16 protein-coding genes and 1 other RNA gene are annotated in these 17,221 nt (G+C 67.4%); 9 read left to right on the top strand and 8 right to left on the bottom strand.

Annotated features, from left to right (window positions below):
* Window positions 1-3 precede the first annotated feature (3 nt).
* Both AB8619_RS11745 and AB8619_RS11740 read right to left on the bottom strand, forming a co-directional pair.
* Window positions 4-2,238: an AarF/UbiB family protein gene (locus AB8619_RS11745; protein ID WP_436796379.1), complete on the bottom strand. Its 2,235-nt coding sequence runs from the start codon at window positions 2,236-2,238 to the stop codon at window positions 4-6.
* A 95-nt stretch (window positions 2,239-2,333) separates the two neighbouring features.
* A complete protein-coding gene (locus AB8619_RS11740) occupies window positions 2,334-2,978 on the bottom strand; it encodes a TetR/AcrR family transcriptional regulator (protein ID WP_436792816.1) in 645 nt (214 codons plus the stop codon).
* Window positions 2,979-3,031: 53 nt separating this feature from the next.
* Here AB8619_RS11740 and AB8619_RS11735 point away from each other — a divergent pair, with 53 nt between their 5' ends.
* Window positions 3,032-4,378: an ABC1 kinase family protein gene (locus AB8619_RS11735; protein WP_436792815.1), complete on the top strand. Its 1,347-nt coding sequence runs from the start codon at window positions 3,032-3,034 to the stop codon at window positions 4,376-4,378.
* A gap of 84 nt (window positions 4,379-4,462) precedes the next feature.
* Here the strand turns inward: AB8619_RS11735 and AB8619_RS11730 are convergent, their stop codons facing one another.
* Both AB8619_RS11730 and AB8619_RS11725 read right to left on the bottom strand, forming a co-directional pair.
* Window positions 4,463-5,344, bottom strand: coding sequence for an alpha/beta fold hydrolase (locus AB8619_RS11730; protein WP_436792814.1), 882 nt, complete (start codon window positions 5,342-5,344; stop codon window positions 4,463-4,465).
* Entirely contained in the window at window positions 5,341-8,646 is a 3,306-nt protein-coding gene (locus AB8619_RS11725) for an MMPL family transporter (RefSeq protein ID WP_436792813.1), read from the bottom strand. Before AB8619_RS11725 ends, AB8619_RS11730 begins: the two co-directional genes overlap by 4 nt.
* A 207-nt stretch (window positions 8,647-8,853) precedes the next feature.
* On the opposite strand from AB8619_RS11725, the gene AB8619_RS11720 reads away from it, so the two are divergent.
* From AB8619_RS11720 to AB8619_RS11710, 3 genes are read left to right on the top strand one after another with little or no spacing between them, the layout of a single operon-like run.
* Window positions 8,854-9,117, top strand: a complete 264-nt coding sequence (locus AB8619_RS11720; protein ID WP_436792812.1) for a hypothetical protein — start codon at window positions 8,854-8,856, stop codon at window positions 9,115-9,117.
* Window positions 9,110-9,706 carry a TetR/AcrR family transcriptional regulator gene (locus AB8619_RS11715; RefSeq protein WP_436792811.1) on the top strand — a complete coding sequence of 199 codons (597 nt, stop codon included), beginning with the start codon at window positions 9,110-9,112 and terminating at the stop codon, window positions 9,704-9,706. Before AB8619_RS11720 ends, AB8619_RS11715 begins: the two co-directional genes overlap by 8 nt.
* 14 nt (window positions 9,707-9,720) lie before the next feature.
* The gene (locus tag AB8619_RS11710) at window positions 9,721-10,092 is read left to right on the top strand and encodes a hypothetical protein (RefSeq protein ID WP_436792810.1); all 372 of its coding nucleotides are present in this window, start codon (window positions 9,721-9,723) and stop codon (window positions 10,090-10,092) included.
* Window positions 10,093-10,458: 366 nt separating this feature from the next.
* Here the strand turns inward: AB8619_RS11710 and ssrA are convergent.
* The 3 genes from ssrA to AB8619_RS11695 all read right to left on the bottom strand — a co-directional run bounded on the left by ssrA (window position 10,459) and on the right by AB8619_RS11695 (window position 13,228).
* Window positions 10,459-10,843, bottom strand: a transfer-messenger RNA (tmRNA) gene (gene ssrA / locus AB8619_RS11705).
* Window positions 10,844-10,924: 81 nt separating this feature from the next.
* The gene (locus tag AB8619_RS11700; RefSeq protein ID WP_436792809.1) at window positions 10,925-12,259 is read right to left on the bottom strand and encodes a carbohydrate-binding domain-containing protein; all 1,335 of its coding nucleotides are present in this window, start codon (window positions 12,257-12,259) and stop codon (window positions 10,925-10,927) included.
* Between the two features lie 117 nt (window positions 12,260-12,376).
* Window positions 12,377-13,228, bottom strand: coding sequence for a hypothetical protein (locus AB8619_RS11695; protein ID WP_436792808.1), 852 nt, complete (start codon window positions 13,226-13,228; stop codon window positions 12,377-12,379).
* An 84-nt stretch (window positions 13,229-13,312) separates the two neighbouring features.
* Here AB8619_RS11695 and AB8619_RS11690 point away from each other — a divergent pair, with 84 nt between their 5' ends.
* Together AB8619_RS11690 and AB8619_RS11685 are read left to right on the top strand one after the other, a co-directional pair.
* Window positions 13,313-14,002 carry an RNA polymerase sigma factor gene (locus tag AB8619_RS11690; protein ID WP_436792807.1) on the top strand — a complete coding sequence of 230 codons (690 nt, stop codon included), beginning with the start codon at window positions 13,313-13,315 and terminating at the stop codon, window positions 14,000-14,002.
* The gene (locus AB8619_RS11685) at window positions 13,999-14,286 is read left to right on the top strand and encodes a hypothetical protein (protein WP_436792806.1); all 288 of its coding nucleotides are present in this window, start codon (window positions 13,999-14,001) and stop codon (window positions 14,284-14,286) included. Before AB8619_RS11690 ends, AB8619_RS11685 begins: the two co-directional genes overlap by 4 nt.
* Window positions 14,287-14,289: 3 nt before the next feature.
* Here AB8619_RS11685 and smpB read toward each other — a convergent pair whose 3' ends face one another.
* Window positions 14,290-14,769: an SsrA-binding protein SmpB gene (gene smpB, locus AB8619_RS11680; RefSeq protein ID WP_436792805.1), complete on the bottom strand. Its 480-nt coding sequence runs from the start codon at window positions 14,767-14,769 to the stop codon at window positions 14,290-14,292.
* Window positions 14,770-14,831: 62 nt separating this feature from the next.
* Here smpB and AB8619_RS11675 point away from each other — a divergent pair, with 62 nt between their 5' ends.
* The 3 genes from AB8619_RS11675 (at window position 14,832) to AB8619_RS11665 (ending at window position 17,200) form a co-directional block, all read left to right on the top strand.
* Window positions 14,832-15,722, top strand: coding sequence for a M15 family metallopeptidase (locus AB8619_RS11675; RefSeq protein ID WP_436792804.1), 891 nt, complete (start codon window positions 14,832-14,834; stop codon window positions 15,720-15,722).
* Window positions 15,723-15,732: 10 nt separating this feature from the next.
* Entirely contained in the window at window positions 15,733-16,140 is a 408-nt protein-coding gene (locus AB8619_RS11670) for a Mov34/MPN/PAD-1 family protein (protein ID WP_436792803.1), read from the top strand.
* Between the two features lie 112 nt (window positions 16,141-16,252).
* Window positions 16,253-17,200: a PLP-dependent cysteine synthase family protein gene (locus AB8619_RS11665; RefSeq protein ID WP_436792802.1), complete on the top strand. Its 948-nt coding sequence runs from the start codon at window positions 16,253-16,255 to the stop codon at window positions 17,198-17,200.
* Window positions 17,201-17,221: the final 21 nt, after the last annotated feature.

Below are 17,221 nucleotides of genomic sequence, written 5' to 3'. Positions count from 1 at the left end.
TCCTCACAGGTCGTCGGGGGCCATGGCGCCGATGCCCACCAGTCGTTCGGTGAGTGCGGCGTCGAGAAGGCCGATCTTGCGGAGGTTGGGGGTGATCTTGGCGAAGAGCACGCGTTGGAACAGCTGGAGCATGGGCGAGTTGGCCGAGTCGCGCAGGCCGTCGTCGACGGGGATCCCGAGGGTCTCCCAGACTTCGGTGGCGAGGAAGCGGTCGCGCATGAGCCAGGCCGCTTCGACGACGAAATCGGCCCGTTCGGCTCGTTCGGCTGCGGTCATCTCGTCGTAGATCCCGGTCAGCGACAGTGCACCGAACGCGACGTGGCGTGCCTCGTCGGCCATGACGTATCGGGTGATCTGTTTGATGAGCGGCTCGGTGGAGAACTGGTGGATGAGACCGAACGCGGCGAGCGCGATGCCTTCGACGACGATCTGCATACCCAGATAGGTGATGTCCCAGCGGGGGTCGGCGACGACCAGTTCGAGGAGTTGGCGGAGGTTGTCGTTGACCGGGTAGGTGAGTTCGAGCTTCTCGTCGAGGTATCGGGCGTAGGCCTCGACGTGGCGGGCCTCGTCGAAGACCTGGGTGGCGCCGTAGTACTTGGCTTCGGTCCACGGCACCTCTTTGACGAGCTTGGCTGTGGCCAGGAGTGCGCCTTGTTCGCCGTGGAGGAACTGGCTGGTGATCCAGGCGTTGAACTGCCGTCCGGCTTCGGCCCGTTCCCGTTCGTTGAACCGCTCGAACGACTCAGCGGCGATCATCGGCAGATAGGAGGCGAGACCGCCGGTGTCGAGGGGGTCGACGTCGATCGACCAGTCGAGGTCGGTGGTGACGTTCCACTGCGATCGCTTGGCCTTGTCGTAGAGCCGGGTCAGATCGGCCCGGCCACCGGTGTAGTCCCAGCTGAACCGGGCCTGCCCGTCGCGCTCGACGAGCAGCGTTGTGCCGTCGTCAGACGTGCTGGTCCGGGGGCGGGTACGCAGCGTCGGGCGCGTCACCTCGCGTGGTGGGCCGACGATGTGGGCCAGGATGCTGGGGTCGGCCAGCATCTTGTAGTCGGGTGCGAGGAGTTTGGCGTAGCGCTCGAAGTAGAGGAGCTGTTTGACGACGAGGACCAGTTCTCTGGGCAGGACCACCCGGTACCGCATGGCGACCTGGACGATGTGCCCGAGTAGTTCGGCGTAGCTGATCTCGGCCAGTGGCTTGGTCACCATCGGCGCGAGAAGCGCTTCCACATCGTCGATGGCTGCGTCCAGGTCGACAGGACGTGTGGCGGCACCGAGATCGAAGACGGCTTGGACGACGCTGGCGTAGTCGCCGTCGACGAGAACAGCTGGCAGCGCCCGTCGCAGGATCAGTCGGGTGCGTTCGTCGAGCCGGCCGGCGATCCCGAAGTCGAGGAACGCGAGGTCACCATCAGGGGTGACGAAGAGATTGCCGGCGTGGACGTCGCCGTGGAAGAGACCGTGTTCGAGCGCGGCTCCCACCCAGGTACGGACGCCGGTTCGAAGGAGCTGCTCAGCGTCGTGCCCCGAGGCGTGGAGCGCGGCGGCGTCGTCGATAGGGACGCCTTCGACATAGGTCATGACCAGGACGCGTTCGGTGACCATCCCGTCGATCGGCTCGGGGACCACGCAAGCCGCGTCGGGGTCGAGCTTGGACAGCACCTCGGCGTACTCCGTCATCGTGGCGGCTTCGCGACGGAAATCGAGCTCGCCGACGATGGTGGAGGCCAGGTCATCCACGATCGCGACGGGGTTCAACGACTCGCCGAGGCTGCCCGCTCGGGCGAGGACCGCCGCCACCGTGTGGAGCATGCGGAGGTCCTGGTCGATGCGGTCTCGCAGACGTGGCCGACGCACCTTGACCGCGACGTCGCGACCATCGTGAAGGCGGGCGCGGTGGACCTGGGCGATGGACGCCGAGGCGATCGGCTCGTCGTCGAAGTCGGCGAACAGCTCAGTCAGGGACTGGCCGAGTGACCGTTCGATCACCCGACGGATCCGTGTCGCTGGCTCAGCGGGAACGGCATCGAGGAGCCGTCGCATCTCGGTGGCGAGCGTCTCGGGGAACAGCCCGGGGCTCGAAGCGATGAGCTGACCGAACTTCACCGCCGTCGGGCCGAGGTCGGTGAACGATCGGCGCAGCGCGACCGACGCGCCTCTCGGCACCTGGCGTCGGGGGTGACGGACCAGCGCTGCCGGTCGTCGACCAACGACAGCCAGGCCGTTGCGTGACACGGTCAACGCGATCTCCGCAACCCGTGCCACATCGCGGGGTCTCAGATTGCCGACGCTCGAGGACCGCGGGGCGCGAGCGTCTGTGATGGTGGCAGTCATGGGTGCGCCTCGGGAGTCAGGACAGGGATGAGGAGTTCGCGGAGATGGACCTGCAAATCGGTGGTGGGCGGAGCGAGGATCAGCGTGACCGTCTGGCGAACCAGCCACTCGGCGACGATCCGCGGGTCGCGCTGAGCCAGCTGCCCTTGGGCCATGAGCACCTGGAGCAGCGGAGCGACGACGTCGGCGACGCGCGAAGCGACATCGCCCAGGTCGCGGACCAGGACCGGGCCGAGCAGATGGGGTTCGTCCTCGATCACCTTGATCAGCACCGGATGCGACCGCGCGTGGTCGATGATGGTCTCGACGAGCCGAACCACGGCCTCGGGGCCAGGGTCCGCGTCGAGCGCGGCGGGCAGAGACGCGAGAAGGCGGTGCATGTCGCGAGCGAGGAGCAGGCGGGCCATGTCCTCGACCGTGCCGACCTGGCGATACACCGTCACCCGGGACACGCCGGCCTCGACCGCGACGTCGGGCACACGGGTGCGGGTGATCCCGAAGCGGGCGAAACAACGAGCGGCGGCATCGAGGTACGGATCGAGGCGGGCCGGCGGCACCGCCGGGATGCCCTCCAAGCCGAGATGGCCCAGCTGGATGATGGTTGCGTCCTCAGACGCCTCGGCAGCACGTTTCGACACCATGTCGCAACAACTGTACGATTTTGTTTCATCGTTGTCGAGCCTTGAAGGTCAGCGTGAAACAGACAGACGACCTGCGCCAGTTGCCACCGAGACCGCGGCGCAGCGCCGTCGCAGTGAGGGCGGGCCGAACGGGCCTCGTGTTCGCTCGACACGGCGCGCAGCTGGCCAAGCGGGTCCTCTCCGAGAATCGCGGCGCAGCCACGGCGTCGGAGCTACGGCTGGCGTTCGAAGCGCTCGGCCCGACCTACGTCAAGCTCGCCCAGTTGATCGCGTCCAGCCCGGGACTGTTCCCCGACGCCCTGGCCGACGAATTCCGTTCCTGTCTGGATGAGGTCCCTCCGGTCCCAGTGGACCAGGTGATGGCGGTCATCGAGGCCGACCTCGGCGCGCACCCGGACCGGCTCTTCGGGAGCTTCGATCGCTCACCGCTGGCCTCGGCCTCGATCGCCCAGGTCCACGCAGCCACGCTCCTCGACGGCACCGAGGTGGTCGTGAAGGTCCAGCGGCCAGGCATCGGACCACGGATCTCCGCTGACCTCGCCATTCTCGAACGAATCGCCTCAGTGGTGCACCGGGTCTCGGCGACGGGACGTATGGCAAACCCGATCGCTGTGGTCGAGGACTTCGAGACCACGCTCGGCGAGGAACTCAACTTCGTCATCGAAGCCCGATCGATGGAGCGATTCGCCACCAACATGCGGAGCTTCGGCACGAACGAAGCGGTCCGTGTGCCCGCGGTCCACTGGCCGCTCACCACGCCGCGCGTGCTGACCATGGAGCGGATCCACGGTTACAAGATCGACGACCTCGAACGACTCGACGCAACCGGGTGGGACCTCGCCGCAACCCTCAAGCGGGGCGTCCGCGCCTGGCTCGAGGGAGCGCTGCAACACGGCTTCTTTCACGGCGACGTCCACGCCGGCAACCTGATGGTCGACACCGACGGCAACATCGTGTTCCTCGACTTCGGGATCTGCGGCACGCTCGACAACACCACCCGCGACATCATCCGCTCCGGGCTGCCCGCACTGCTGGTCCAACGTGACTTCCACGCCGTCGCCGAGGCCATCTACCAGATGGGTGCGGTGCTCGGACCGGCCGATCTCGACCAGTCCGCCCGCGACATCGCCGAGATCGTCGAACCTGTCCTCGACCGGCCGCTGTCAGAGATCTCCTACGGCGAAGTTCTGGTCGACATCGTCCGCATCGGGACCCGCTACGAGGTCCGCCTGCCTCGCGAGCTGGTCCTGGTCGCCAAGCAACTCCTCTACTTCGAGCGGTACGCCAAGCTCATCGCCCCGGACTGGACCATCCTCGACGACCCGGAGCTCTTCGGCTTCCTCTTTCAGGCCGTGGTCGGCGAAGCAGCGCCCAGCGATGCGGCACCGGACGAGGCTTGACGACGCCGAAGGCGGATCAGCGACCTCGTCGAGGAGGTCACTCAACGTCTCCTCGCCAGCGCGCTCACGACTGCCGGCGGAGGGTCAGGTCGTGGGTGGCAGGGTGTCGAGGAAGTCGACGATGGCGGTGGTGAAGTGGTCGTTCTGGTCGCCGGCGACCATGTGGCCGGCGTCGGCGACGTCGATGTAACGGGCTCCGGGGACGATGTCGACGAACTCCTTGACGCCTTCGGGTGAGACGAGGTCGCTGTTGGCACCGCGGACGACGAGGGTGGGGACGCGAATGTTTCGGGCGCCGTCGTGGAGGAGGTCTCGGACCGAGTTCTGGCGGAGCGCCGCGAGGTCACCGCCGAGGACCTGGTCGGCACGTCCGTCGAGGAATCGGATGTCCCAGTGCCATTGCCACCGGCCAGCGCTGTCTTGGCGGAGGACTTGGCGGAGCCCGTCGGGGTTCTCGGGTTTGGGGCGTCCGGTGTAGGTGGCGATCACGTCAGATGCGTGGTCGAGGGAGTCGAAGCCGTCGGGGTTGGAGGCCATGAACCCGACGATGCGTTTGACGCCGTCGAGTTCCATGCGAGGGGTGACGTCGACGAGGACGACGGCTCGGAAGAGTTGGGTGTCGGTGCGGGCTTGGGCGAGGAGCGCGGACATGCCGCCGAGCGATGCGCCGACGACGACGGGCGGTGTGCCGAGGTGGTCGACGATGCCGGTGATGTCGTCGGCGAAGTGGTCCCAGTCGTAGTCGGCGGCGTCGGGCCAGTCGCTGTCGCCGTGACCGCGGTGGTCGACGGTGATGGCATGCCAGCCGTGTTCGGCGATGACGCGTGCGCTTGCGTCCCATGCCCGTCGGCTCTGGCCGGCGCCGTGGAGGAACACCACTGGCGGGGCGCCGGGGTCGCCCCAGCGGTCGGCGGCGAGTTGGAGTCCGGCGCCGGGCAGGTCGACACGTTCGGGGGTGATGGTCATGGGCGTCGGGTGAGTACGAAGTTGAGGTCGATGGCGAAGTCGATGCCGCCGTAGGTCCCGTTCATCTGTTGGTGGGAGACGACGGGGAGGCCGAGTTCGGGGACCCAGCAGGACGTGTCGTGTTGTTCGCCTTTGATGTCACCAGAGATGGTCGCATCGATCTGGATCTCCCAGCAGTGGAACGCCCCGGCTGGGGTGGTGACGTCGCGTTCTCGGATGACCGATGCGGTGGCGTCGATGCTCATGCCTTTCGTGGTGGACCGCCCTGACCAGGTGGCGCCTACCCGCAGCGGTGTTTGGGCGAGGAGTTGAGGCGGGTCGAGCGGCCCGCCGAACGTGGCGCCTTGCGCGGTGAAGGTGGTGGCGAGGAGTTCGACACCGCCGGGTCCGTGTCGACGGGTGTCATCGCGTGAGTAGCTGCTGGTCTCGATCTGGACACGGATCTCAGGGTTGGTGTCGGTGCCGCCGGTTCGGGTCACGGTGGTGGGGGATTGTTCGTCGACGTTCGAGGTCGACAGGCCGATCTTCTGGGTGCCGGTGGCGTGGTACGTCCAGGTACCGGCCGCCGGCGCGGCGATGGTCGGCCCCGTCTGCGCGGCGCCTCCCGGTTGGGTGACCGGCGGAGGCGGTGGCGGCGGCGCGGCCGTTGCGGGCGGTGCTGTCGTCGATGCGGTGGTGCTCGAGTCCGGACCAGCGTCGGACGGTGTGGCCGGCGAGCTCGCCGGGTCCGCAGCCGGGTCAGGCGTGGCACCGGTCGGGTCCAACTCTGTAGTGACGTCTGCCTCGGTTGCTGCCGCGAGGCTTGCGGAAGCGGGCGCCGCGGCGACCACGTCCACGGGCTGTTCGATGCCGCCGGTGAACACGACGGCAAGGAGCACGGCAGCGAGCGTGACGACACCGCCGACCGCGATACCGATGTGGCGCGGTTGTCGGACCTGGGCGAGCGCGGCCCGGTCGGCGCCGGGGATCATGGGCCAGAACGCCCAGCGTCCGAGGATCATGGTGGCGGCGGGAACCATGACGCTGCGCACCAAGAAGGTGTCGATCAGGATGCCGACGGTGACCCCGAACCCGATCTGTTGCAGGTTGGGGAGCGGTGCGAGCAACAGGGCGGCGAACGTGCCGGCGAGGATCAGCCCGGCGGAGGTGATCACTCTGCCGGTGAGGACGAGACCTCGGCTCACGGCTTCGTGGATCTCGTATCCGGCTTCCGCTTCCTCACGGATGCGGCTCATGATGAAGATGTTGTAGTCCGCGCCGAGCGCGACGAGGATCACGAAAAGGAACGGTGCGAGCCAGAACGTGATGCCTTCGGCGCCCAGGATTCCTTGGTACACGAAGACGGTGATGCCCATGGTCGCGGCGTATGAGAGCACGACGGTGGCGAGCAGGTAGAACGGCGCCACGATCGACTTCAACAGCAGGGCGAGTACGACGAAGATGGCGGCGAGGATCACGGCGACGATGATGCGGAAGTCGTTGTTGGAGATCTGGCGCATGTCGGCGTAGAAGCTCGACGGTCCGCCGACGTCGATACTGGCCCCGGTGAGCGCGGTGCCGGCGAGGGCGTCGGCGGTGATGTCGTCGATGCGTTCGAACGTGTCGAGCGCGGTGTTGTCGTAGGGGTTGCCCTCGAGGGCGATGATCAGCCGAGTCGAGTTCCCGCCAGCACCGAGCAACAGGTCGAGCCGATCGACGAGCGCCGGATACTGGCGCAGGAACGGGCCGGTCAACCGAAGCCCGTCAGGCGAGTTCAGTCCCTCGAAGAGCGGGCCGAGGTCGGTGGTCTCGTCGAAGCCGAGGGCGGCGGGGTCGGTGATGCCACCGGTGAGTTCTCCGAGGTTGTCGGGGGTCAGTGGTGCCCCGGCGGGTTGGGTGACCGAGCGAACCTGGCCGAGGCCGGGCTCAGCTCGGAGGACGTCGGTGAGCTGGTCGACCGCGGCGATGCGGGCATCGTCGAGGATCGGGCCGTCTGCGGAGAGCACGAGGTAGACCGGCGAAATGACCCCGCCCGGGTAGTGGTCTTCGACGACGTCGAACCCGGCGCGTGAGTCGTCGCCGGCGGGGAGGTCGGTGACGAGGTTGAACGACTGGGCATACCAGCCGAGCCCGGCGGCGGGAATCTGGAGCAGGATGATCGACCCGAGCAGCGCGTGCTTGGGCCACGTTCTGATGCCGGCGGCCAGGCGATGCCACCGGTCGGGAATCTCTTCGGGCGTGGTGCGGAGTTCGTCGATGGTGCGAGGCCAGAACGCCTTCGTCCCGGCCAGGCTGAGCAGGGCGGGAGTGAGGGTGAGGCCGGCGACGAGGGTGACGGCGATGGCGATCCCGATGGCGGGTCCCATGGTCTTGAAGATCCCGAAGTCGGCACTGAACATCGACGAGAACCCGACGATGACCGTGGCAGCGGACGCCGCGATGACTGCGCCGATCACGACGGTGGTGCGCCGCACTGTTGTGGCGATGGGGTCGCCGGCTTGGAGTTCCTCGCGATACCGGCTGGTGAGGAACAGGCAGTAGTCGGTTCCGGCGCCGAACACCATGACGACCATGAAGGTGCCCACCATTGTGTTGACCTTCAACCCGGCCTGCGCGGCGTAGGACACGAGACCGTTCGACACACCGAACGCGAGCCCGATGGTCAACAGCGGGATGAGCGGCGCCACCGCGGACCGGTAGATCAGGAACAAAATGGCCAGCACCAACACGACGGTGACGATCGCGGTCCGGTCGAACGATTCGATGACGCCGTTGGCCTGGTCGGCGGCCAGTCCAGCGATACCGGTGACATGGTGGGTCAACCCGTCTGGAGCGGTGTCGTCGATGTGGTCTCGGAGCCGTTCGACCGCAGCGGTGCCACTGGTCGAGAACGGGGCGTCGGTCATGCTGGCGATGAGGAGTTCGGCTTCGCCGTCCGGGGCGCGGAGGAACGCGGCGAGGTCAGGGCTCGTCGACGTGCTTTGCACCGCACTGATGTCGCCGGCGAGGGCGCCGGCGGTCATCGACTCGGTCAGCTCACCCAGGTAGGCCCGGTCGGCGTCGGTCAAACCGCCGTCGCGGGCAACCACGATGATCGACGATTCGCGGGACGGGTCGTCGGGGAACAGACGAGCGAGCACCTTGTCGGCTTGTTGCGACGGCGCGTCGGCAGGCAAGAAGTCGGCGGTGTCCGACGAGCCGACCTCGCTGAGCGATGGGGCCACGAGCGTCATGACGATCGCGGCGAGAATCCACGCGCCGAGCACCCAACCGGCCCGGGCCTCGATCTGATCGACGATCCGTGAGAATCGGGTGGGCTTCATGGTGTGCGCTCTCTCGACTGGCAATGGTCTGGTTGGTTCTCCGCGACGGTCGGCAGCAGGAGCGCCCCGAGATCGAACGTCGCCAAATCATGGACACAGCCGATCGAGGGCGAACTCGGCCGGACCGGCGACAGAAGCCACTCCAAGTCATCGGGGTCGAGTCGCGTGCGCTCATCGGCGCGAGGCGAGGGAGATCCCGCGGTCCCCGTGGCGTGGCCTGTACTGCAGGCACCAACGACGAAAACCGTCGCCGTTGCCGTCATCGCCAACCTGGACGCACGCGCCGCACCCTTTCTGAATCGGTCGTTCCCGACATTGGTCGACATCATCAGCGGCGCACCGTACAGTGCCTTCGACACAGTGTCGAACACGCTGTCGAACAGGGTGTTGAAATCGTGCGCCAAGGGAGTGACCAACGATGCCAACCATCACACCGCGCCAACGGTCGACCACACTTGGTGCAATGCGTGAAGTCCCCACCGAGATGGCCGCCAACCTCGACGCCGCCGCCGACGCGCTCCTCGCCGATTTCGACGACATCCAGATGCACGACATCGCCGTTGCCGCTGGGGTCGCACGCTCGTCGCTCTACTACTACTTCACCAACAAGGACGACGTTCTCGAATACCTGCTGCGGTCCATGCTCGACGAGCTGGCCGAGGCCACCGCGGCGGCGGTCGCCGGTCCCGGGGACCCGTCCATCCGACTCGCTGAGGTGATCCGAGCCCAACTCGGCCACCTCAACGCCCACCCCGCCGCGAGTCAGCTCCTCATCGCCAACCTCGGACGTGCCGGCAAACTCCCCGACATCGCCGCCCGCATCAACGCAGGATTCCAAGAACCCGTCCGCCGCCTCCTCGCCGAAGGTGCCGCCGACGGAACGCTCCGCCCCCTCGCCGACGACCACCTCGGCGCCACCGCGTTGTTCGGAGCCGTCCTCGTGATCGGTCTACGCGCCATCGTCGTCGACGGCTACATCGACGTCGACGACACCATGAAGATGATCGGGCCGATGTTCTGGCATGGCATCGCTCCCGCCCCCCACGAACCATCGAGTTGACGCTCCCGAGCGCCGTGCTGCTCCGACGCGCGGCCTTCACTCTCGTCGCGGTTGTGGTCGGTCTGGCCGCCACTTGGCTCACCCTCACGCTCACCCGACCCAGTGACGACGAGCTCCAGCGGGCTGCACTCGACGAACTCGGTCTCCCCGTCGGTATGGAATCGTCCCCGATCATCGGCCCGGTTCTCGACGACATCACCGAACAGATCACGCGACGCATGATCAACGAGTCGAGAGCCAGCGCCACCGTCGCAGCACTCCTCGGAATCGTCGTCGCGGTCGGCGTCGGCTCAGGAATGGACCTGCTCGAATCTCATCGCAGGGCTCGCCAGCCCGACAACCGTGCCGGGTCCACGAGCGCCGAGCTGCACGATGGCGACCGCTGAACATCTTCTCTGTCCGACATTGGGAAAGCCGGCGCAGAGCGTCCTGCGTCGGTGACCGCAGTCCGGTGGGCGCAACCGGCGTCTCCGATTCGTCTCCTCGACGCTGATGGACGTCAGCGGACGTGGATGGACTTCCCGCGGGAGTAACGGTGGGAGTAACGCACTTCTTTGCGCTGAGAAACCCTCGCGAAAGTCCTGGTCAGAGGGTTGTCGACTGTCGTCATCCGCCCCCAATCGGGCGGGGTTCGATTCCCGATTCCGCTGTCCGATTCGCGCCCTCGGTGGCCGAGCCCGAGCGCGTACGAGCAGGTCACAACGTGTTTCGCTACGCGGAGTGCCGAACCGAGGGGTTCGATTCCCCTCGAAAAGTGGAGCTGGGGGGAATCGAACCCCCGTCCGTCTGGCGGTCACGGCTCGAGCTACGACCATTCCCGTGTCTGTGGCTCACGGTTGCCACGCCCCCGGGTGGGCGCACCGCTGAGTCTTTCCTCAGTTGTCAGGGGTCTTTCCCTCCGGTCAGTGGTCTCTCCCACCGTCCACCACTACTTCTGTTGCCAGGCTGTAGTGGTCAGGCCCCGCGTGGCCTTACGGCTCGCGATGTGTCGCTTTGCTTTCGTTACCTGATGATCAGGCGGCGAGAGCGAACGACTGCTGCTTTTCGGCAGTTGTTGTGTTGCCCCGATTAACGAGTCTGAGCAACTCGGGTCGCACGATGTCGCTTCCGGTCCCGACGTCGAAACCGATCAGCCCCTTGTCAATGAACAACCCGACACGCCAGGGGAGTGCCGGACAGACCATGGTACCGCCGGCGTGTGACCGTGCGGCAGGCGTTTCACCGACGGCCGAGCAGACCGGTCACGATATCAATGGTCGTCTCGACGAGAGCCAGGTCGATCGCGTCGACTGCGGAGTGCACGAAGGGGAGGGCTCCATCGCCGAGTTCGACCGTTTGGTGGGAGGCCTCAGGATGGGCGACATCCAGCGCTGCGGCGAGGGACGACGCCTGCTCGATGGGGATCAATGGATCGTGGACGGCGGCGACGAGGATCACGTCGGCCTGCACGTCGTCCACCCGAGCGATCGGATTCATCGAGGTCGTCGCCGCGGTCAGTCCGAATGCGGCGACTGCTGCATGATGGACGAAGAACGGCCCGGTGCTCTGCAGGCCGCCGGTTGCGTGGTCGTAGGCCGACGCCTCCGCCAACGCAGGGAGATCGGTCGGCGATGCCTCGGCCACCACGCAGCCCACACTTGGCCGTTCCGCCGCGACGATGAGAGCGACGTGCCCGCCGGACGAGCTTCCCGCCATGCAGAGCGGCAGATCGGGTACCAGCGATCGGATGGCGTCGTGGAACCAGAGGGCGTCGTCGACCCAGTTCGAACACCCGCGGGAGCTGATCGACAAGGTCAGCCATCCTCTCGCTCGCCAGGCATCGGCGGTCGGCCGTTCTGCGGCGGTGGCGGCCGCGCCGACGGTCCGCCACGCTCCTCCGTGGACGATGAGCACGACGCCGAGCGGTGGCTGGCCGGCGTGTGCTCCGGTCGGGCCCGCCAACTCGTGATACCCGGGAGCGCCCGGGAGGAAGTTGACGAAGCGGTCCCGCGGAGGGTTGCCGGCGCGTGCACCGTTGTCCGTGGCTTCGCAGGTGCTCCCCGGTGTGGCGCTGTTGGTCGGCGTCGTCGCTCGCAGGACGATCTGATCCACGTCGAGGACCCGTCGGCAGCCGGCATCAGGTCTGCTGCCGTTGGTCAGCGCGACCCCGACGGTGTGCACGCCGGCGCCGACCTCGACGTCGAACGGGACCTCGACCCAGTCGGCTCGATCGACTGCGAACTCCGCCACGATCGCTCCGTCGATGATCACGCGGGCGACCGGGGGGCCGTCACACGCCGTCGCCCGGACGCGGACGATGAGGCGTTGCGCCGCCGGCGTGATGACCCAACGCCAGATCGCGCCGCTTCGGCCCATCTCGGCCGACAGCGCACCCCTCGCGGTCGAGTCCACGCGCACTGTGGCCACCTGGGCGAGCGTGAAGGTCTCTGCCTGGACCTTGTAGACGTTGTGGATCGCGCTCGAACTCTGCGCTGAGGCCGGTGTGTCCAGGGTTGCGGACAGGGTCACGGCGCACAGGCACGCCGCCATGAGGGAACGGGGTCGGGTCAGCACGGCAGCGATTGTGAGGGCCGTCTGCGATCACCGGAATCACTGGATTGGGCGGTTTTCTGTCAACCCCTGTCGTAGTCATTTGCTGGTCATTGCGTCGCCGTTGACGCGTCGAGATGTTCAGCGGCGGAGGACCGAGTGAGTGTCGGATTCGATGCGGAAGAGCCCGCCGCCCACGACGACATCGCTGGTTGCGTCGACCTCGATCGGGAGTTGGTCCGGTCGGCGGGCGACGATCGCGCTCTGCATGGTGCCCTCGACGTCGAATCCGCGGATCTTGCCCCGCAGGTCGACGTCGAGCATGGCCGTCGTGGTGGCGCTGTCGATGGCAGTGATCGCGAAGGTGACGTCGGCGGTGATGTCGTCACCGCGGAGGGTGCCGGTCGTCTTCGTGCCGACGGTGGCGTCGGCGGGGACGAGGAGGAACGGGCTCGTCGCCTCCAGCGTGAACGACCCCTCGTCCGACTCGACCGCGAGCGACTCGAGGAACGTTCCCTCGTCGGCGTGTCGGTAGATCGTGGTCGTCGTGCCGTCCGGGGCCGACTGCACGTGGGTCTGGCGACCGTCGTCGCCGACCGGGCTCACCTCGAGTGTCGACGTGCCGGAGACGTCCTCGCCGTTGGCCGTACCCGTGGTGTCATAGACGTAGGAGCCCGGCGCCGTTCCCCGGGCATCCTCCTCGGCGACGGGCGTCGTCGTCGACGATGTCGGGGGAGATGACGGCGGCGATGACGTCGCCGGGGCCGCGGTGGTCAGAGGAGCCGTGTCGGTCGTCTCCGACACGTCCCCGGCGCCATCTGGGGTCGACGTCGAGCTCTGGTCGAGGTCTCGCGTGGTCGTCGTGCCCGACGCATCGTCCGACGCGGTGGTTGCGGTCGTCGTCTCCGCATCGTGGATGGCGGCGCTGTACACGCCGGCGAGGAGAGCGCACACGCACCAGAGGGCGACGAGGCGATGGGCGAGGCGGGGCATCAACCACTCTTCGACCCATGCCCGCGCAGATCCTCCACGAATCACACGCCTGTAATTGTCAGACCCCCTCCGGACAATGGAGGCATGACTGATCAACGAGCACTTCCCCCCTCACGACCCGCCGCCGAGATCACCGTCGAGGCGATCATGGCCCGTCTCGTCGCTGGTGACACGGCCGCGGTCTTCACCCTCTTCGAGCACCACGGTCACCGGGTGGCCGGTGTCATCCGCCGCCAGCTCCGTCGCTGCGGTGTCGACGACATCGCCGCCGAGGATCTGCAGTCGCTGGTCCTCGATGCCTGCATGGAGCTCCTCCAGGTCGCCTCGGCGTGGCGTCCCGGTGGGGCGCTGCCGTGGTGGTGGGCCGAGGGGCGCATCCGGGCCGTGGTCATCGGCTGGGTCGGCGTGCACGCCGACGACATCGACGACCATCTCCAGAAGATCGAGGACCACGAGGTGTTCCATGCGGCCACCGAGGAGCAGGAGATCGCCGACACCTTCGCCCGCCTGGTCGACGAGGTCCCGCTCGTCGGGCTGGTGGCCGAGGCCGCCCGGGTGGCGAAGATCGACGACCTGATCCTCTTCTGTCTCCTGGACTACCGGGTGCAACAGGACCAGGGCGACCCGTCGCCGGCGCACACCTTGGCGGCGCGCTACGGCGTCTCACCCGACGCACTCCGCCAGCGGGTCAGTCGAGGTCGCAAGCGGCTCCGCGCCGTGGTCGACGACGACCCTCGGTTCGCCCCGCTCGTCGACTTCGTCCTGGTCGCATGAGCTCCGGCCTGGCCCACGCCCGACGACGCCACCCCAGCGCTCGCTGGCCGGCGCCGGTCGATGCCCTTCGTCAGCGGGTCGCGCAGCTCCTCGACCTCCATGGCGCTCGCCATCCGGACGTCGCCGCTTCGCTGCTCGAAGCCCGCGGACGACGGGGGTGCGAACAGGTGGAGTTCGCCCGTCGACTCGACGTCGACGTCGACCTGCTCAGACGCGCCGAGGCCGGCGAGGTGAGCGCCGCCGCACTTCCCGAGCGACTCCGACGAATGGTGTCGTCGGACTGACGTTCACTCGCGTCGACGCTGGCCGAGTGCTCGGTCGACCTCACGCTTGGCATCGCGCTCCGCGACCGCCTGCCGCTTGTCGTGCAGCTTGCGGCCCTTGCCGATCCCGAGTTCGACCTTCACCCGGCCGTCCTTGAAGTAGAGCGACAGCGGCACGATCGACACCCGCTCCAGATCGACGAGCATCTTGAGACGGTCGAGTTCTCGACGGTGCATCAGGAGCTTCCGTGGCCGATCCGGGTCGTGCCCGCTGTGTTCCTGGGCATGCAGGTACGGAGCGACGTGCATGCCGAGAAGGAACGCCTCGCCGCCGTCGAAGCGGACGAATCCCTCGGCGATCTGGACCTGCGCCTCCCGCATCGACTTCACCTCGGAGCCCGCGAGCATGATCCCGGCCTCGATGGTCTCGGTCAGTTCGTAGTCGCGGCGAGCGCGCCGATTGGCGGCGATGAGCTTCGTCTTCTTGTCGTCACCGCTGGCCATCGGCCGAAACCTATCGGCAGCCTCCCGGGGACGAGCGAACGCATTGCCTACGATCAGCCCGGATGTATCAGTCACCTCGGCCGCTGGGGCCGCCTCCCAACTACACCGCCCGCCGAGCCGTCGCCGCCACCGGCGTCGTCCTCGTGCTGTATCTGGTCTTCCGGCTGTTCTCGGCCTTCACTGGCGGCGACGGGGGAGAAGAACGGTTGTCGACGGCCACGACGACGTCGTCCACGGTCGCCGTGGTCGCGCTCGAGGCGCCGAAGGCGTGCGAGTACCTCGAGGAGCAGTCGATCTTCGCCAACGTCGACGACTGGGCACGCACGATCGTCGACACTGCCTACGCGCTCCCCGATGCTTACGAACCCCCGGACCTCGTGTCCGCCTCGCAGGCGGGCTACAGCGCCGAGTTCCGGGTGCGGTCGCTCATGGTCGAGGACCTGAACAACCTGCGAAACGCCATCATCGAGGCCGGTGTGCCCGAGGTGGCGCTGCTCGCGGCCTACCGGACCATCGAGGACCAGGCGACCCTGTTCGCGCAGCGGGAGGACGAACTCGGTTTCACCGATGCGGCCAAGGGAACGGCCCGCCCCGGGCACTCCGAGCACCACCTCGGAACGACGGTGGACTTCCGGCCGATCGGTCAGACCGACGTCGACCAGGAGTTCGGCGCCACGCCCACGGGCCAGTGGCTCGAAGAACACTCGTGGGAGCACGGATTCCTCCTCAGCTATCCCGAGGGTGAGGAGGCCGTCACCTGTTACAAGTACGAGCCCTGGCACTTCCGCTACGTCGGCAAGGACCTCGCCCGTGCGGTCCACGACTCGGACCTCACGCTGCGGGAGTACCTCTGGCACTGGGAGGTCACCGGGACACCCCCCGGCGCCTCGACGTCGGCCGTGACGTCGTCGACCCTCCCCGCCGACTCCGGCGAGACCGACGCGGAGGGTTAGGTTCCGCTCCGTGCTGCGACTCGGTGCCCACGCCTACGCCTCGATCATCGGCCACGCCTACGACGGACTGCCCGACGAGGCCTGCGGCCTCCTCGGCGGTACCGGCGACCGGATCGACGTGTTCGTGCCGACCCGGAACGAGGACGAGTCGAGCCGCACCTTCACGATCGGCAAGGACGGCTGGGACCGTGCCGACGAGGTGCTCGGCCCGCTCGACCTCGAGGTCGTCGGCGTGATGCACAGCCACACCCACACCGACGCATATCCGTCCCCGACCGACGTCGAGAAGGCCGGCAACCCGCTCCTGGCCCACTGGCACTGGATCATCGTCTCGCTCCGCGACGACGCACCGGTCCTGCGCAGCTACCGGATCGTCGACGGCGTCATCAACGAGGAACCGGTCGCGATCATCCGCTGATGGCGGAATGCGGACGCCCCGGTAGATTGTTGACCCTTGCGGTCACCTTTCACGTGGACCGCGAAGACCCGAGACACCCGCCATGCGTCGACCGAGGAGCCAGTCCGTCCCCATGACCGTCCACGATTCAGTCCTGGACATGATCGGCAACACGCCGATGGTCGACTGCAGCGCGCTCAGCCCCAATCCCGACGTCCGCATCCTCGGCAAGATGGAGGGGCAGAACCCGGCGGGTTCGGTCAAGGACCGCATCGCGCTGGCGATGATCGAGGACGCCGAAGCCGACGGCACGCTGCGCCCGGGCAAGACGATCATCGAGTCGTCGTCGGGCAACACCGGCATCGCGCTGGCGATGATCGCTCGGATCAAGGGCTACAAGGTCAAGATCGTCCTGCCCGAGAACGTGACCATCGAACGTCGTCAACTGCTCGAGATCATGGGTGCGGAGCTCATCATGAGCCCCGGCGCCGAAGGTTCGAACGGCGCCGTCAAGCGTGCCGAGCAGTTGGCCAACGAGCACCCCGACTGGGTGTGGCTCTACCAGTACGCCAACGAAGCCAACCCACGGGCGCACTACGAGGGCACGGGTCCGGAGATCCTCCGCGACGTTCCCGAGATCACGCACTTCGTCGCCGGTCTGGGCACCAGCGGGACCCTGATGGGGGTCGGTCGCTACCTCAAGGAGCAGGACTCGTCGATCAAGGTCATCGCGATCGAGCCGCCCCTCGGCGAACGCGTCGAAGGTCTTCGCAACATGGATGAGGGCTACATCCCGCCGGTGTTCGAGAAGTGGGGCGGCCTCGAGTTGCTCGACCGCAAGCGCATCGTGCGGCCCCGGGAGTCCATCGAGTGGACCCGCAAACTGTGTGACATCGGGATCTTCTCCGGCATCTCGGCCGGGGCCGCGATGGCCGGCGCAGCCAAGGTCGCCGGCGAGATCGAGTCGGGCACCATCGTGTTCGTCGTCTGCGACGGGGGCTGGAAGTACATCTCGACCGGCGCCTGGACCGACGATCTCGACGACGTCGTCGAACGAGCCGAGAAGATCATCTACTTCTAGGGACCAGGGCCGTAGGTTCCA

Origin of the sequence: Actinospongiicola halichondriae (assembly GCF_049103745.1) — a bacterium.
GTDB lineage: Bacteria > Actinomycetota > Acidimicrobiia > Acidimicrobiales > Salinilacustritrichaceae > Salinilacustrithrix > Salinilacustrithrix halichondriae.
This window is presented reverse-complemented; position numbering and strand designations above follow the sequence as displayed.

Excerpts from the sequence above, each read along its gene's own strand:
- AB8619_RS11695 (WP_436792808.1), bottom strand. The coding sequence starts at position 13,228 with ATGCCCCGCCTCGCCCATCGCCTCGTCGCCCTCTGGTGCGTGTGCGCT.
- AB8619_RS11740 (WP_436792816.1), bottom strand. The coding sequence starts at position 2,978 with ATGGTGTCGAAACGTGCTGCCGAGGCGTCTGAGGACGCAACCATCATC.
- smpB (WP_436792805.1), bottom strand. The coding sequence starts at position 14,769 with ATGGCCAGCGGTGACGACAAGAAGACGAAGCTCATCGCCGCCAATCGG.
- AB8619_RS11675 (WP_436792804.1), top strand. The coding sequence starts at position 14,832 with ATGTATCAGTCACCTCGGCCGCTGGGGCCGCCTCCCAACTACACCGCC.
- AB8619_RS11730 (WP_436792814.1), bottom strand. The coding sequence starts at position 5,344 with ATGACCATCACCCCCGAACGTGTCGACCTGCCCGGCGCCGGACTCCAA.
- AB8619_RS11665 (WP_436792802.1), top strand. The coding sequence starts at position 16,253 with ATGACCGTCCACGATTCAGTCCTGGACATGATCGGCAACACGCCGATG.
- AB8619_RS11725 (WP_436792813.1), bottom strand. The coding sequence starts at position 8,646 with ATGAAGCCCACCCGATTCTCACGGATCGTCGATCAGATCGAGGCCCGG.
- AB8619_RS11690 (WP_436792807.1), top strand. The coding sequence starts at position 13,313 with ATGACTGATCAACGAGCACTTCCCCCCTCACGACCCGCCGCCGAGATC.
- AB8619_RS11715 (WP_436792811.1), top strand. The coding sequence starts at position 9,110 with ATGCGTGAAGTCCCCACCGAGATGGCCGCCAACCTCGACGCCGCCGCC.
- AB8619_RS11685 (WP_436792806.1), top strand. The coding sequence starts at position 13,999 with ATGAGCTCCGGCCTGGCCCACGCCCGACGACGCCACCCCAGCGCTCGC.